Raw genomic sequence first — 13,290 nt, 5'->3', positions numbered from 1 at the left:
TGACTAAAGGGACAAACGTTTCAGTTGTGAGGTTTGGTACTCCGAATCCCGGTTAGTACGTACTCGATGACCCTGTGGGAGTACGTCGAGGACCGGTGGGACCTCATCCTCTTCGAGACGGCGCAACACGCGAGCATGGTCGCCCAATGTGTCCTGGTGGCGGCCGTCCTCGGCGTGCTCATCGGCGTGGCCACCTACCGCCGCCCGCGGCTGGCGTCGCTGGCCACCGCCTCCTCCGGGGTGTTGTTCACCGTGCCGTCGCTGGCCATGCTGGGCCTGCTGATCCCGGCGCTCGGGCTCGGGGTGGCGCCCAGCGTGACCGCGATCACCCTGTACGCGCTGCTTCCCATCATCCGCAACACCGTCGTCGGCCTGCAGGGCGTCGACCAGCTCGTCGTCGACGCGGCGCGCGGCATCGGGATGGGCCGGGGCCGGTCGCTGACCAGGATCGAGCTGCCGCTGGCCTGGCCGGTGATCCTCACGGGCATCCGGGTGTCCACGCAGCTGGCCATGGGCATCGGCGCGGTGGCCGCGTACGTCTCGGGGCCGGGGCTGGGCGAGCAGATCTTCTCCGGGCTGGCCCGGCTGGGCGGCGCCAACGCGGTCAACTCCACGCTGACCGGCACGATCGGGGTGGCCGTTCTCGCGCTGCTCTTCGACGCCTGTTTCGTGCTGCTCGGGAAGCTGACCAGGCCGGAGGGCCCGCTGAGCCGGCGCCTGACCACAGGAGGTGTCCGTGGCTGACCAGAGCACCTCCGGTGTGCCGATCGAGTTGCGCAAGGTGACCAAGGCCTTCCCCGGCGGCGGCGACCCCGCCGTACGCGAGCTCGACCTGAACATCCCCGCGGGCGAGATCGTGGTGCTGGTCGGGCCGTCCGGGTGCGGCAAGACCACCACCATGCGCATGATCAACCGCCTGATCGAGCCGACCTCCGGCGACATCGTCATCGACGGCCGCAGCTCCCACGACATCGACCCCGACCGGCTCAGGCGCAACATCGGATACGTCATCCAGCAGGCCGGCCTGTTCCCCCACATGACGGTGGCCGCGAACATCGCCCAGGTGCCGAAGATGCTCGGCTGGGACCGCGCCCGCATCGCCGAGCGGGTCGACGAGCTGCTCACGCTGGTGGGCCTGGACCCGCAGGTCTACCGCGACACCTTCCCGCGCCGCCTGTCCGGCGGCCAGCAGCAGCGCGTCGGCGTCGCCAGGGCGCTGGCCGCCGACCCGCCCGTGCTGCTCATGGACGAGCCGTTCGGCGCGCTCGACCCCATCAGCCGCGAACGCCTCCAGGACGAGCTCCTCGGCCTCCAGGACGACCTGGCCAAGACGATCGTCTTCGTCACGCACGACATCGACGAGGCGCTGAAGATCGGCGACCATATCGCGATCATGAAGGCGCCCGGCCACATCGTGCAGTACGCCACCCCCGCCGAGATCCTCACGAACCCGGCCGACGACTACGTCGAGCAGTTCCTCGGCGCCGGCTCCTCGATGCGGCTGCTGCGCCTGACCAAGGTGGGCGACATCGAGGTGGACCAGGTGCCGTACGCGTCGGAGGACGCCGACGCGGCCGAGGTGCGCGCCGAGATCGAGCGCGACGGCCGGGGCTACGCGCTGATCACGGACGGGATGCGGCGGCCGCTGCGCTGGGTCGGCGCCGAGCACCTCGAGGGGATCGAGGGGCCCGTCGGCTCGGCCGGCGACCCGATCACCGGCACCCTCCACCACCGGATGACGTTGCAGGACGCCCTGGAGTCGCTGCTCAACGCCGACAGCGACGTGGTGCCCGTGGTGGGCAGGCGCCGGGCGTACGCGGGAGCGCTGTCGCTGAGCACCGTGCAGAACGCTATCCAGGCGATCAAGACCAGAGAACGCGAGCGCCGCCTGCACCGCAACCACCTCGGGGAGAGCGGATGACCGCTCCCACGGCCGCCGCCGGCGAAGCCGTCCGCCCGGAGCCGCGGCTCGGCCGCTCCTGGCACATCGTGCTGCCGCTCCTCTGCTACCTGGCCGTGGGCGCGGCCATGATCATCTATACGCAGTCGGTGCCGCTCGACGGCATCGAGCGCGGCTCGCTCAACCTGCCCTACATCTTCGGCCGCACGTGGGAGCACATCCAGCTGGTGTTCTTCTCGACCGTGCTGGTGCTGCTGGTGGCCCTGCCGCTGGGCATCCTGCTCACCAGGGGCGCGATGCGCCGGGCGACACCGTTCGTGCTGGCCGTGGTCAACGTGGGCCAGGCCACTCCGGCGGTGGGGATGGTCGTGCTGCTGGCGGTGGTCTTCCAGATCGGCTTCTGGACGGCGGTCGCGGCCCTGTTCGCCTACAGCCTGCTGCCCACGCTGCGCAACACCATGGTCGGGCTGCAACAGGTGGACTGGCGGCTGGTCGACGCCGGCCGCGGCATCGGCATGTCGGCGGCCAGGGTGCTGTTCAAGGTGGAGCTGCCGATGGCCGCGCCGGTCATCCTGTCGGGCGTCAGGACCACGCTCGTGCTGAACGTCGGCACGGCCAGCATCGCCGCCTTCATCGGCGCGGGCGGGCTCGGCGACCTGATCACCACGGGTGTGAGCACGCAGCGCAACCTGGTGCTGGTCACCGGGTGCGTGCTGATCGCGGTGCTGGCGCTGATCATCGACTGGGTGGGCGGGCTCGCGCAGCGGGTCCTCGCCCCGAAGGGGCTGTCGTGAGAGCGTTCCTGGCCCTGCTGCTCGTCCTCATCATGGCTGGGTGCGGGCTGCAGCCGGCGTCGTCGTTCGTGCCGCCGGTCGAGCCGGCCGGCATCCAGCCCATCCCGTCGCTGGAGGGCACGCGGATACGGGTGACGTCCAAGGAGTTCACCGAGCAGCTCGTGCTCGGCAAGATCGCGGTGCTCGCCCTCACCGCCGCCGGCGCCGACGTGAGCGACCAGACGAACGTGCAGGGCAGCGTCAACGCCCGCGCCTCCCTGACCCGCGGCGACGCCGACCTGATGTGGGAGTACACCGGCACCGGCTGGATCACCTACCTCGGCCAGACCAAGGCGCTGCCCGACCCGCAGGCGCAGTACGTCGCGGTCCGCGACCTCGACCTGCGCGAGAACGGCATCGTCTGGCTGCCGCCCGCGCCGCTGAACAACAGCTACGCCATGGGCGTCACCCGGGCCACGTCGCAGAAGTGGGGCGTGAAGACGATCTCGGACATCATGAAGATCCCGGTCAACCAGCGTACGTTCTGCGTCGACCACGAGACCTTCGGCCGCGACGACGGCTTCCTCGGCATGATCAAGGCGTACGGCATGACCTACGGCAAGGAGGTCCCGAGGGCGAACGTGCGCCGGGTGTCGGTGGGCGTGCTCTACAACTCCGTCGCCAGCGGCCAGTGCGCCGTCGGCATGGTGACCACGACCGACGGCCGCGTCCAGGCGCTCGACCTGGTGCTGCTCGAGGACGACAAGAAGTTCTTCCCCAGCTACAACGCCGCGGTGACCATGCGGCGCGAGCTGGCGGACGCGCACCCCGAGATCGCGAAGATCTTCGCGCCCATCAGCGCCAAGCTGACCGACGACGTGATGCGCGGCCTCAACGCCCAGGTGGACGTGGACGGCAAGGTGCCCGCCCTGGTGGCGCGCGACTGGCTGCGGGACGAGGGATTCGTCCGGTAAAGGCGTTAACCCTGCCCCTGCGCGGGCAGCCGCTGGACATGTCGCACACACCACCCGCCCAGAACCAGCCGTACCCGGGCCGTACGGAAGAGATGGCCCCTGAGCCGCGCGACGAGATGCGCGACTACGTGGGCCGTGACCTGCTGAACGGCAAGAAGGCGCTGATCACCGGCGGCGACTCGGGCATCGGCCGGGCGGTCGCCGTGGCCTTCGCCAAGGAGGGCGCCGACGTCGCGATCGCGTACCTCAGCGAGCACGAGGACGCCGCGCACACCCGCAAGCTGGTGGAGGCGACCGGGCGGCGCTGCGTGCTCCTGCCCGGCGACCTGGGCGACCGCGACCACTGCGCGTCCGTCGTCGAGCAGACCGTGGCCGAGCTGGGCGGCCTGGACGTCCTGGTGAACAACGTGGCCTACCAGGCGCCCGTCGACGGCCTGGAGGAGCTGACCGACGAGCAGTGGGAGCACACGTTCGCGGTCAACATCCACAGCTACTTCCGCGTCATGAAGGCCGCGCTCCCCCACCTGCGCGAGGGGAGCGCGATCATCAACACCTCCTCGATCAACGGCCTGCGCGGCAACAAGACGCTCATCGACTATTCCGCCACCAAGGGCGCCATCAACGCCTTCACCTACTCCATGGCCCAGAACCTGGTCGATCGCGGCATCCGGATCAACGCCGTGGCGCCGGGCCCGGTCTGGACGCCGCTGATCCCGGCGACCCTGCCGGAGGAGAAGGTCGGCTCGTTCGGCGGGCACGTCCCGATGGGCCGGCCCGCCGACCCGGACGAGATCGCCCCCTCGTACGTGTTCTTCGCCTCCGACCGGATGTCGTCGTACTACACGGGCGAGGTGCTGGCCCCGATCGGCGGCGAGACGCTGCCCGGTTAGCCCTGGTCAGTCGGCCATCGGCAGGTAGACCCTGCCGCCGCGCCTGGTGAACTCGGCCGCCTTCTCCGCCATGCCGGCCTCGATCGCCTCCTGCGTGTCCAGCCCGTGCTCGTCGGCGTAGCGCCGCACGTCGTGACTGATGCGCATGGAGCAGAACTTGGGGCCGCACATCGAGCAGAAGTGAGCGGTCTTGGCCGGCGCTGCGGGCAGGGTCTCGTCGTGGAAGGCCCGCGCGGTGTCGGGGTCGAGCGACAGGTCGAACTGGTCCTCCCAGCGGAACTCGAACCGCGCGTCCGACAGCGCGTCGTCCCACGCCTGAGCCCCGGGGTGGCCCTTGGCGAGGTCCGCGGCGTGGGCGGCGATCTTGTACGTGATCACGCCGGTCTTGACGTCGTCCTTGTTCGGCAGGCCGAGGTGCTCCTTGGGGGTGACGTAGCAGAGCATGGCCGTGCCGTACCAGCCGATCATGGCGGCGCCGATGCCCGAGGTGATGTGGTCGTATCCGGGGGCGACGTCCGTGACGAGCGGGCCGAGGGTGTAGAACGGCGCGTCGTCGCAGAGCTCGCGCTGCAGGTCGACGTTCTCCTTGATCTTGTGCATGGGCACGTGCCCCGGGCCTTCGATCATCACCTGGACGTCGTGCGCCCGCGCGATCGTGGTCAGCTCGCCGAGCGTGCGCAACTCGGCGAACTGGGCCTCGTCGTTGGCGTCCGCGATCGAGCCGGGGCGCAGCCCGTCACCGAGGGAGAACGACACGTCGTAGCGGGCCAGGAGCTCGCACATCTCGTCGAAGTGCTCGTACAGGAAGCTCTCGCGGTGGTGCGCCAGGCACCAGGCGGCCATGATCGAGCCCCCGCGCGAGACGATCCCGGTCTTGCGGCGGGCCGTGAGCGGCACGTACGCCAGCCGCACCCCCGCGTGCACGGTCACGTAGTCGACGCCCTGCTCGCACTGCTCGATCAGGGTGTCGCGGAAGACCTCCCACGACAGCGCCTCCGGGCGGCCCTTGACCTTCTCCAGCGCCTGGTAGATGGGCACGGTCCCGACCGGCACCGGCGAGTTGCGGATGATCCACTCGCGGGTCTCGTGGATGTCGGGTCCGGTGGACAGGTCCATGATCGTGTCGGCGCCCCACCGGGTGGCCCAGGTCATCTTCTCGACCTCCTCCTCGATGGAGGAGGTCACGGCGGAGTTGCCGATGTTGGCGTTGATCTTGACGAGGAAGTTGCGGCCGATGATCATCGGCTCGGTCTCGAGGTGGTTGACGTTGGCGGGGATGATGGCCCGGCCGGCGGCGACCTCCTGGCGTACGAACTCGGGGGTGACGCCCTCCCGCACGGCTACGAACTCCATCTCCCTGGTGACGATCCCCCGCCTGGCGCAGGCCACCTGGGTCACGGGCTCGCCCGCCGCGCGGCGCCCTGCGACCCACGGCTCGCGCAGGCGCGCCAGCCCGCGCCGCACGTCGGTCTCGACGTACGGGTCGGTGTACGGGCCTGAGGTGTCGTAGAGCGTCACCGACGAGCCGTCGGAGAGGTTGACCTGGCGCTTGGGGACGCGGAGGTCGCTTTCGTAGATCTTGGTAAAGGTGGGGACACGCGCGTCGGTCATCGCGCAAACTCCCTTCGCCGGCATTACCCGGAGCAGGTTCTGGCGGTCGGCGGCTCTCAGCCGTCCTCTCAGCCCGGTCCGCACCGGGCTCCCGCGTTGGACGGCGGTGATCCTACCCACGCCCATGTCAGGACGAAACATGACATCATCCGCAAAATGGAAGATCCCACGTCAACGACCGCGGCCACCGTCCACCGCGACCCCGGCACGCTCCTGCGCCTCGTCCACGCGGCCGGATTCGACACCGTCGAGCACGGCCTGAACACCGCCGGGCGCACGTGGCTGAGCGTCCTGGCGATCAAGCGCGAGGTTTGACGGCACTCTCCAGCGGTACCAACCCCATCAGGGGGACTATGAAAAAGATCGCCGCTGTCGCAGGACTCGTGCTGCTGGCCACCTTCGGCGCCCCCGCCGCCCACGGCGACGGGACGGACCAGCACGAGGTGAGCGAGGAGCAATACCGGACGCTGCTCGCCCAGTGCCGCTACGCCGACACGGGCAAGGCTCGTTGCCGCTCGACGGTCAAGGAGATCTTCCGCATCGGCGCCAGGGACGCCGATCTCGACTGCCGTACGTACGCCGGCGTGACCGTGTGCGGCACACTCCAGCTCAGCGAGGCCGAGCGCGCCTGCATCCGCGACTCCCAGGAGCACGGCATCTCGTTCCGCCGCGCCGAAGTGGAGTGCTACGCCTTCTCCTGAGGTGGCAGACGCCATGATCATTGTTGGGGTGGATGGCTCGCGCGCCGGGCTGGAGGCCGCCGGCTGGGCGGCCACCGAGGCGGCGCTGCGCCGCACAACGCTCACCGTGGCCCACGCCGTGCCGCGGTGGGTGAACGACGCGCTGTCCCACCGCTACGCCGAGGTCGCCCGGTGGATGCGCGACGAAGCCAACTCGGTGCTCGTCGCCGCCCACGACCGGGCGCTGCGCGAACGCCCCGCGATCATCGTCGAGACCACCCTGCTGCCCGGCGACCCCCGCTCCGCGCTGATCAAGGCCGCGGAACAGGCCGACCTGCTGGTCGTCGGCGGCCACGGCATCGGCGGCGTACGCGGGCTGCTGGTCGGATCCGTCGCCCACGGGGTCGCCGCCCACGCCCTTACGAACGTCGTCGTGGTCGGCGAGCGGCCCGCGGCGCCGCGCGGCGAGATCGTGGCCGGCACCGACGGCTCGCCTCACGGCCTGCGGGCACTCGACTTCGCCTTCACCGAAGCCGAGCTGCGCGAGGCGCGGCTGCGGGTCGTACAGGCGTGGGCGTGGCCGCGGCCCGGCGGCTTCGTCCCCGCCGACCCCGAGAACGAGCAGCACACCCTGCAGCAGCTGAAAGACCTGCTGGCCGAGCGCCAGGAGCGGCACCCGGACGTCGACGTGCTGCCCGAAGTCGTGCACGGCCACCCCGTCGAGGTGCTGAGGGAGGCGGCCGAGGGCGCCGACCTGCTCGTGGTCGGCTCACGCGGGCACGGGCAGCTCGCCGGCATGTTGCTCGGCTCGATCAGCCAGGCCCTGCTGCACCACACCCCCTGCCCCCTCGCCGTGGTGCGGGTCTGACCCCCGCCGTGGTGTGACCTTCGGCGTGGTGCGGGCCGGCCCCGGCCGTGGTGCGCTCCCGCTCCTTGGCGCGGTGCGGGCCTGAAAGTTACATCCGTCGCCGCAGGTCACCCGGGCGGGCGTGCGCGCCTGCTTCCCACCGCGGACCGGTGCTTCTTACCATCTGCGCAGGCGACGACGGGAGAGCAGACGATGCGCAGGATCAGCGCCGTGCTGGCGGCCATGCTGGCCGCGGCCGCCGCGGTGTTGTTCGCGACGACCACGCCCGCCGGCGCCGCGGCGACCAGGATCATGCCCCTGGGCGACTCGATCACGGGCTCCCCCGGCTGCTGGCGGGCGCTGCTCTGGAACAGGCTCCAGAACGCCGGCCACACGAACATCGACTTCGTCGGCACCCTCCCGCCCCAGGGTTGCGGTGTCGCCCACGACGGCGACAACGAGGGCCACGGCGGCTTCCTGGCCACCAACGTCGCCGCCCAGAACCAGCTGCCCGGCTGGCTCTCCGCGACCCGGCCCGACGTCGTGCTCATGCACTTCGGCACGAACGACGTGTGGAGCAACATCGCTCCGGCGACGATCCTGGGCGCGTTCACCACGCTGGTGAACCAGATGCGAGCGAGCAACCCCGCCATGAAGATCCTCGTCGCCAAGATCATCCCGATGAACCCGTCCAGCTGCGCGGACTGCGCCCAGCGGGCCGTGGCCTTCAACAACGCCATCCCCGCCTGGGCCGCCGCCACCACCACCGAGCAGTCGCCGATCACGGTCGTCGACCAGTGGACGGGGTTCAGCACCGCCACGGACACCTACGACGGGGTGCACCCCAACGCCGCAGGCGACCAGAAGATGGCCGACACGTGGTATCCGGCGCTGGTGGACGCCCTGGCCGGCGCCGACCCTGACCCCGACCCCGATCCCACCGACCCGCCTCCGGGTGACTGCGCGGCCTCGTACAGGAACGCCGGACAGTGGCAGGGCGGCTTCCAGGGCGAGGTCACCGTCACGAACACCGGCACGGCTCCCATGAACGGGTGGGAGGTGCGGTGGGCGTTCGCCGACGGGCAGCGGATCAACCAGATCTGGAACGGCACGCTGAGCGCCAGTGGCTCCGCGGTGATCGTGCGCGACGTCGGCTGGAACGGCACGCTCGCGCCCGGCGCCTCGGCCACGTTCGGCTTTCTGGCCTCGTGGAACGGCACCAACACCGCGCCCGTACCCACCTGCTCCTGACCGGCGGCGATCGAGGCCAGGCGAGGCTCCTCGTGGCGTACGCGGCCCGCGTGCCGGTGCTGGGGTTCTCCGTACCGCACCTGCTGTGGGGGCTCGGCGTGCCGTTCGGCGTGGCGGGACCCTCCGCAGCGGGGCTCGCGGCTCGCCGGTGTACTGGGGGGCTGCTCGTCGCAGGGCCGGTGGCCGGCGGCCTGCTCGCCCTCGGGCTGATCAGCCGATGGGGGCAGATCGTGCCCGCATGGGTGCCGTGGCTCGGCGGCCGGCGGGTGCCGACCGGCCTCGCCGCCGTCCCGGCCCTGGCAGTCGGGCTGCTCGTCGGCCAGTACGGGGCGATGATGACGAGTTGCCTGGCCTTCGGCTTCACCCGCACGTGCGCGCCCGAGGGTGGCGCCGAGGTTCTCGACGGCAGCTGGGCGTTCGCCGGGACGTACCCGGTCTTTCTGACGTGGGGGGTGTGCCTGCTCGGTGCCGCGGTCGGATACATCCACACCCGGCGCTCTCAGGGGGTGTCTCCGTGTTGCCTGCTGAGCGACAGACCGTGCTCGTCGGCGAAGGCCCTCCGGCACAGGCCGTGGCAGAAGCCGTACAAGGTGCCCTGGTGAACAAGGGTGAGAGGAGTGTCGAGATCCACGCTCATGCCGCAGATCGGGTCGATCAGCTTGTCGTCCACCTGGGGCGGCGCCTCACGCTCGGACGCGCCGTCGCGGTACGGGCGTGAGACGAGCTCGGTGAGATCCATGCTGTCCATGACCCTCCCTTGGATCCCGATGCCGCCCTCGGTGATGCCCTCGACGAGGATCACCGCGTGGGGTTCGCGTCGCACGCGTTCGGGATCGCGGCCGGCCTCCCGCTCGATCTCGGCCAGGATGGCGGTCGCGGTTTCCACCATGTGCTCGCACACCTCCTTGCGCCACGACGCCGGGACGGTGACGCGTACGAGATAGCGCGGCGGAGCCGCCGGATCCGCCGCCGGCCGCTGACCGAGAACCCAGGTGGCCGGCTCGTGCACGAGGACCTGCGTGATCAGACGTTGCGCATCGATGATCTCCATGGCGTGGCTGTCGTCCTCGACCATCAGCGTGTCGATGAGCCGGCGCCCCAGCTTCTGGCGTTCGTCCTCGCTCAGAGCTCCCCTGGGAACGTACACATCGATCAGCAGCATCGCGCTCACCCCACCCTTCGGAACAGACTTCTCCGCACGCCTCCACAATGCCCGGGAGGGGTATACGAAGGCATCCGACGGGAGGAGCGTCTCTTCCGTACTACGGAGGAAGTAGGCCGAGACTGGAACCGGTCAGGAAGCCTGCACCACGGGAGCGCCCTCACTGGCCTGCACCAGCACGAACCCCTGCCCGTTGAACGCCAGCTGCATGGCCTCGCCGCTCCCCCGGCCGATCAGCGCCCCCGCCTTCATCGACCTGTTCACCCCCACCTGCAGGCTGGTGCTCCAGCACACGGCGGACTGCCCATCGGCGAACGTCGGCATCTGCGCGGCATCGAGCAACACCGGCGTGCCGTGCGTCGTCACCGCCACCCAACCGGTGCCGGTGACCGTCGTGTTGAACAACCCGCCCGCCGCGACACCGGCGCCCTGGACGCGCTGGATGTCCCACGACAACTGCGGCTGGAAGGCCAGCAGGTTGCGCCCGTTGACCGTGAGCCCCTCGTTCTCCAGGAAGAACAGGTGGATGTCGTCGGCGTTGTCGGCGAGATAGAGCAGCCCTTCGCCGCGCACCCGCATCAGCGACGCACCCTCGCCCGTCATCGCCTTCTTGAACAGCTTGCCGAGGCCGCCCGAGCCTTCGTAGTCGAAATCCATCTTCCCCTGGAAGGCGACCATCGAGCCCTGCTTGGCCAGCACTTCGGGCAACTGCACCCGGAGCATCTTGCCGTTCTGGAGGGCGAAGCCAGGGGGCAGCGGCTGGGCGTCGAGGTTTCCGAAGATCGAGCTGCGCACGTTGTCTACCTTTCGAGAAGCTGTGCCCGCCAGCGTACGGAAAAACCCCCACAACCGCGTACGCGCCCGGCGCCCGCCACGGGTGCATGCTCCTTCACGCCGGCCCGTTCGCCCCTGAATGCCAGCCCGTTTTAGCTCATTCCTGAACGCCCGCCGCCAGATCCCGCACGACCTGGATCAACTCCGCCGGGTCGAACGGCTTGGTCAGGTAGGCGTCCACCCCGATGCCCAGCCCGCGCGCCCGATCATCGTCCTGCGCCCGCGCCGTGATCAGCACCACCTTGATGTGCCTGGTGGCCTCGTCGGTGCGCAGCTTCTCCGCCGTCGTCCATCCGTCCAGGCAGGGCATCATCACGTCGAGCGTGATGACGTCCGGCATGACCTCGAGCACGCGATCAAGGCAATCCTGCCCATCGGTCGCGGTCGTCACCTCGAACCCCTCCAGGTTCAGGTTGACCGCGATGAGCTGGCGGATGACCTCGTCATCGTCCACGACCAGTACTTTCCCAAGAACCTCGCCCACGGGCGCCAAGTTAACCTGTAGTGGGGTGGTCACGCCGGGTTTTTGCGGGATGTGTTCAAGGAGCGTTATCCGGTGCCGAGTGGTGTCGGGATGCTGATAGCCTTGTCACTCGTCAGCCCCCTTAGCTCAGGGGATAGAGCACCGGCCTCCGGAGCCGGGTGCGCAGGTTCGAATCCTGCAGGGGGCACTCGACCTTGACCAGCGGTTCCGACGGCTGACCAGGGCAAACATCGCAGGTGCGGGCGGGCCTCCAGTCTCACGGAGTCCCGCCCGTTCTCGTTGACGCTCGCTGGCTGTGGACCAGTTGTGGACCATGATCGAGCTTCCATCAATGCCTACAACGGGCGCGGCGGCTCTATGTCAACTGTGTTTCCTCAGATGCGCGTGAGACCAGCGCGGGTCAGCGGATCCCCGAATCGCCCGGGCATTGATCATCTTCGGAGCCTACGATCAGTGCGAGATTACCTGTGGCGTGCTGGATGGTGACGGACTCGTGGCAGTCGGCGTAGACCCGCGGGAATCCGCTCGACCGAGCCTAAGGTCCTGATCCTTGACCGTGACCTGTAGGCGCGCACCGAAACCCTAAGCCGGGTCTCGCGGGCTCTCAGGGTCTAGTGGCTGGGCGGTATCGGGAAGCCGTACCGCTCAGAATCTCCCGCACGGCACGCTCGCACGCGGAGTAGACAGGCTGGAAGTCGGCGTAGTGGAGCTTGACGCTGGCGAAGGGCGTCTCCCCGCACGGGACACCCTCGTTTGTCCCGTGCCACCCACAGCGCCCGCGCCTGCAGGTGCTCCCGGCCATCAGGACCTGCATGAATTGCGCCTCCCGCCGCCGCTGACCTGCAGTGCCGGGGCTTGGGCCGCACAGGCGGGTTCCGAGATCGCCGCCAACTCAGGTCGCTGGGTGAAGCTGACCAAGAAGTCCGCGCAGCTCGTCATCGGCCGGCTCGGCGGGCAGGTCCGGTGCGGCAGGACGCACTTCTCCACCGCGTCGCACACGTTGCGCCAGACGTGGAAACGATCCGTGACCTGCACGGCTCCGGCGCGGCGGTGTGTACGGCCTCGGCATAGGCATCACCGCGATCACGGCAGACGATCTTTGCGCCGGGATGCTGCTCGGGACGGCGGGTCTCGGATAGGACTACCACGCCCGTGGCGAGGTGCCACCCCGCTACGAGGCAGGCAGGACCGTCACCCGCGCCGCCACAGCAGGGTCGCGGCCTCGATCGCGGCCCGGTGATAGGGCGGCAGGTCGTCTCCGGTCCAGTAGACCTCGACCTGGGGGTCGCTCTCGTCCATCTGCGACGACTCGGCCTGCCCCTCCAACGCCACCTCCCAGGCGGGTACCCCTGGATCGACCTCCACGAGGTGGACCCGCCGCACCCCGCCGGGACCGTCGCGCCAGGCGCGGCGTACCGCCGCGACCCCCGCGTGCCCACTGAGTGCGTCCACCACGAGGTGGTCGGTGAGGTCGAACAGGTCGTCCTCCAGGTCGGCCAGCTCGTCGGGAACGCCGTCCGTCAGGTCGAGCCCGGCGGGAACGCGCGGTGGTCGCTCCGAGTCGGGGGAGAACGTGTGACCGGTCGCGGGCGTGGTCGTCGTGAGCGTGACCTCGTCGCCGCCCGTCGGCGCCCCTTCGAGGCCGAGCGCCGCGAACACCTCGCGCATGACCGCGCTCTCTTCGGCCGTCAGCGGGATCCCGGCCTCCACCGCGGCGATCGTCACCGTGTCGGGCAGGTAGGCCAGGTCGCCTTCGGCCAGCATGGTGCGGGTGCGGGTGATCAGCTCGTCGGGCAACCGGCCCGCCAGGCGGAGCAACATCCGGTGGATGCCGCTGTAGAGCCGCCATGCCCTGTCGTCCAGCTCAGCCCATTCGGCGCTCAC

At 69.8% G+C, this 13,290-nt stretch carries 15 protein-coding genes, 1 tRNA gene and 1 riboswitch; of the genes, 11 read left to right on the top strand and 5 right to left on the bottom strand.

From position 1 onward, the window contains the following. The first annotated feature begins 66 nt into the window (after positions 1–66). Genes ABGB01_RS40295 through ABGB01_RS40275 form a run of 5 tightly spaced genes read left to right on the top strand, consistent with a single transcriptional unit; the run spans position 67 to position 4,537 of the window. A complete protein-coding gene (locus ABGB01_RS40295) occupies positions 67–744 on the top strand; it encodes an ABC transporter permease (protein ID WP_347779106.1) in 678 nt (225 codons plus the stop codon). Beyond that, the gene (locus ABGB01_RS40290) at positions 737–1,921 is read left to right on the top strand and encodes a betaine/proline/choline family ABC transporter ATP-binding protein (RefSeq protein WP_347779105.1); all 1,185 of its coding nucleotides are present in this window, start codon (positions 737–739) and stop codon (positions 1,919–1,921) included. The genes ABGB01_RS40295 and ABGB01_RS40290 overlap by 8 nt, the downstream gene beginning before the upstream one ends. Then, positions 1,918–2,694 carry an ABC transporter permease gene (locus ABGB01_RS40285; protein ID WP_347779104.1) on the top strand — a complete coding sequence of 259 codons (777 nt, stop codon included), beginning with the start codon at positions 1,918–1,920 and terminating at the stop codon, positions 2,692–2,694. Before ABGB01_RS40290 ends, ABGB01_RS40285 begins: the two co-directional genes overlap by 4 nt. Then, positions 2,691–3,647 (top strand): glycine betaine ABC transporter substrate-binding protein, encoded by a 957-nt coding sequence (locus ABGB01_RS40280; RefSeq protein WP_347779102.1) that lies wholly within the window; start codon positions 2,691–2,693, stop codon positions 3,645–3,647. The genes ABGB01_RS40285 and ABGB01_RS40280 overlap by 4 nt, the downstream gene beginning before the upstream one ends. Before the next feature lie 38 nt (positions 3,648–3,685). Next, complete coding sequence (locus ABGB01_RS40275) at positions 3,686–4,537, top strand: SDR family oxidoreductase (RefSeq protein WP_347779101.1); 852 nt, start codon at positions 3,686–3,688, stop codon at positions 4,535–4,537. Positions 4,538–4,543: 6 nt separating this feature from the next. Here the strand turns inward: ABGB01_RS40275 and thiC are convergent, their stop codons facing one another. Next, positions 4,544–6,148, bottom strand: a complete 1,605-nt coding sequence (thiC, locus tag ABGB01_RS40270) for a phosphomethylpyrimidine synthase ThiC (RefSeq protein WP_347779100.1) — start codon at positions 6,146–6,148, stop codon at positions 4,544–4,546. Further along, positions 6,141–6,253, bottom strand: a riboswitch (TPP riboswitch). Its footprint overlaps the gene before it by 8 nt. Positions 6,254–6,304: 51 nt before the next feature. Between thiC and ABGB01_RS40265 the strand changes: the two genes are divergently transcribed. The 5 genes from ABGB01_RS40265 (at position 6,305) to ABGB01_RS40245 (ending at position 9,528) form a co-directional block, all read left to right on the top strand. Next, positions 6,305–6,463, top strand: a complete 159-nt coding sequence (locus ABGB01_RS40265; RefSeq protein ID WP_347779099.1) for a hypothetical protein — start codon at positions 6,305–6,307, stop codon at positions 6,461–6,463. A 38-nt stretch (positions 6,464–6,501) separates the two neighbouring features. Further along, on the top strand, positions 6,502–6,849 hold the full coding sequence (locus ABGB01_RS40260) for a hypothetical protein (RefSeq protein WP_347779098.1): 348 nt from the start codon (positions 6,502–6,504) through the stop codon (positions 6,847–6,849). Between the two features lie 13 nt (positions 6,850–6,862). Continuing rightward, positions 6,863–7,696, top strand: coding sequence for a universal stress protein (locus tag ABGB01_RS40255; RefSeq protein WP_347779096.1), 834 nt, complete (start codon positions 6,863–6,865; stop codon positions 7,694–7,696). A gap of 192 nt (positions 7,697–7,888) precedes the next feature. Then, on the top strand, positions 7,889–8,926 hold the full coding sequence (locus tag ABGB01_RS40250; protein WP_347779094.1) for a cellulose binding domain-containing protein: 1,038 nt from the start codon (positions 7,889–7,891) through the stop codon (positions 8,924–8,926). Next, entirely contained in the window at positions 8,884–9,528 is a 645-nt protein-coding gene (locus tag ABGB01_RS40245; RefSeq protein WP_347779092.1) for a hypothetical protein, read from the top strand. The genes ABGB01_RS40250 and ABGB01_RS40245 overlap by 43 nt, the downstream gene beginning before the upstream one ends. On the opposite strand, the gene ABGB01_RS40240 is transcribed toward ABGB01_RS40245, so the two are convergent. The 3 genes from ABGB01_RS40240 to ABGB01_RS40230 all read right to left on the bottom strand — a co-directional run bounded on the left by ABGB01_RS40240 (position 9,426) and on the right by ABGB01_RS40230 (position 11,406). Further along, positions 9,426–10,088, bottom strand: a complete 663-nt coding sequence (locus ABGB01_RS40240) for a YHS domain protein (RefSeq protein ID WP_347779091.1) — start codon at positions 10,086–10,088, stop codon at positions 9,426–9,428. The genes ABGB01_RS40245 and ABGB01_RS40240 overlap by 103 nt on opposite strands. Before the next feature lie 132 nt (positions 10,089–10,220). Then, on the bottom strand, positions 10,221–10,883 hold the full coding sequence (locus ABGB01_RS40235; protein WP_347779090.1) for an AIM24 family protein: 663 nt from the start codon (positions 10,881–10,883) through the stop codon (positions 10,221–10,223). A 136-nt stretch (positions 10,884–11,019) separates the two neighbouring features. Further along, complete coding sequence (locus ABGB01_RS40230) at positions 11,020–11,406, bottom strand: response regulator (protein WP_347779088.1); 387 nt, start codon at positions 11,404–11,406, stop codon at positions 11,020–11,022. Positions 11,407–11,521: 115 nt separating this feature from the next. Between ABGB01_RS40230 and ABGB01_RS40225 the strand changes: the two genes are divergently transcribed. After that, positions 11,522–11,593: transfer RNA gene (locus ABGB01_RS40225), tRNA-Arg, on the top strand. 1,004 nt (positions 11,594–12,597) lie between these two features. Here ABGB01_RS40225 and ABGB01_RS40220 read toward each other — a convergent pair. Continuing rightward, a complete protein-coding gene (locus ABGB01_RS40220) occupies positions 12,598–13,290 on the bottom strand; it encodes a hypothetical protein (RefSeq protein WP_347779086.1) in 693 nt (230 codons plus the stop codon).

It is taken from the genome of Nonomuraea sp. B5E05, from assembly GCF_039880665.1.
GTDB lineage: Bacteria > Actinomycetota > Actinomycetes > Streptosporangiales > Streptosporangiaceae > Nonomuraea.
Note: the sequence above shows the minus strand (reverse complement) of the source record. Positions and strands in the feature narration are given on the sequence as shown.

Coding starts and splice junctions, on each gene's coding strand:
- ABGB01_RS40295 (WP_347779106.1), top strand. CDS start 67: ATGACCCTGTGGGAGTACGTCGAGGACCGGTGGGACCTCATCCTCTTC.
- ABGB01_RS40285 (WP_347779104.1), top strand. CDS start 1,918: ATGACCGCTCCCACGGCCGCCGCCGGCGAAGCCGTCCGCCCGGAGCCG.
- ABGB01_RS40275 (WP_347779101.1), top strand. CDS start 3,686: ATGTCGCACACACCACCCGCCCAGAACCAGCCGTACCCGGGCCGTACG.
- thiC (WP_347779100.1), bottom strand. CDS start 6,148: ATGACCGACGCGCGTGTCCCCACCTTTACCAAGATCTACGAAAGCGAC.
- ABGB01_RS40265 (WP_347779099.1), top strand. CDS start 6,305: ATGGAAGATCCCACGTCAACGACCGCGGCCACCGTCCACCGCGACCCC.
- ABGB01_RS40260 (WP_347779098.1), top strand. CDS start 6,502: ATGAAAAAGATCGCCGCTGTCGCAGGACTCGTGCTGCTGGCCACCTTC.
- ABGB01_RS40255 (WP_347779096.1), top strand. CDS start 6,863: ATGATCATTGTTGGGGTGGATGGCTCGCGCGCCGGGCTGGAGGCCGCC.
- ABGB01_RS40250 (WP_347779094.1), top strand. CDS start 7,889: ATGCGCAGGATCAGCGCCGTGCTGGCGGCCATGCTGGCCGCGGCCGCC.
- ABGB01_RS40240 (WP_347779091.1), bottom strand. CDS start 10,088: ATGCTGCTGATCGATGTGTACGTTCCCAGGGGAGCTCTGAGCGAGGAC.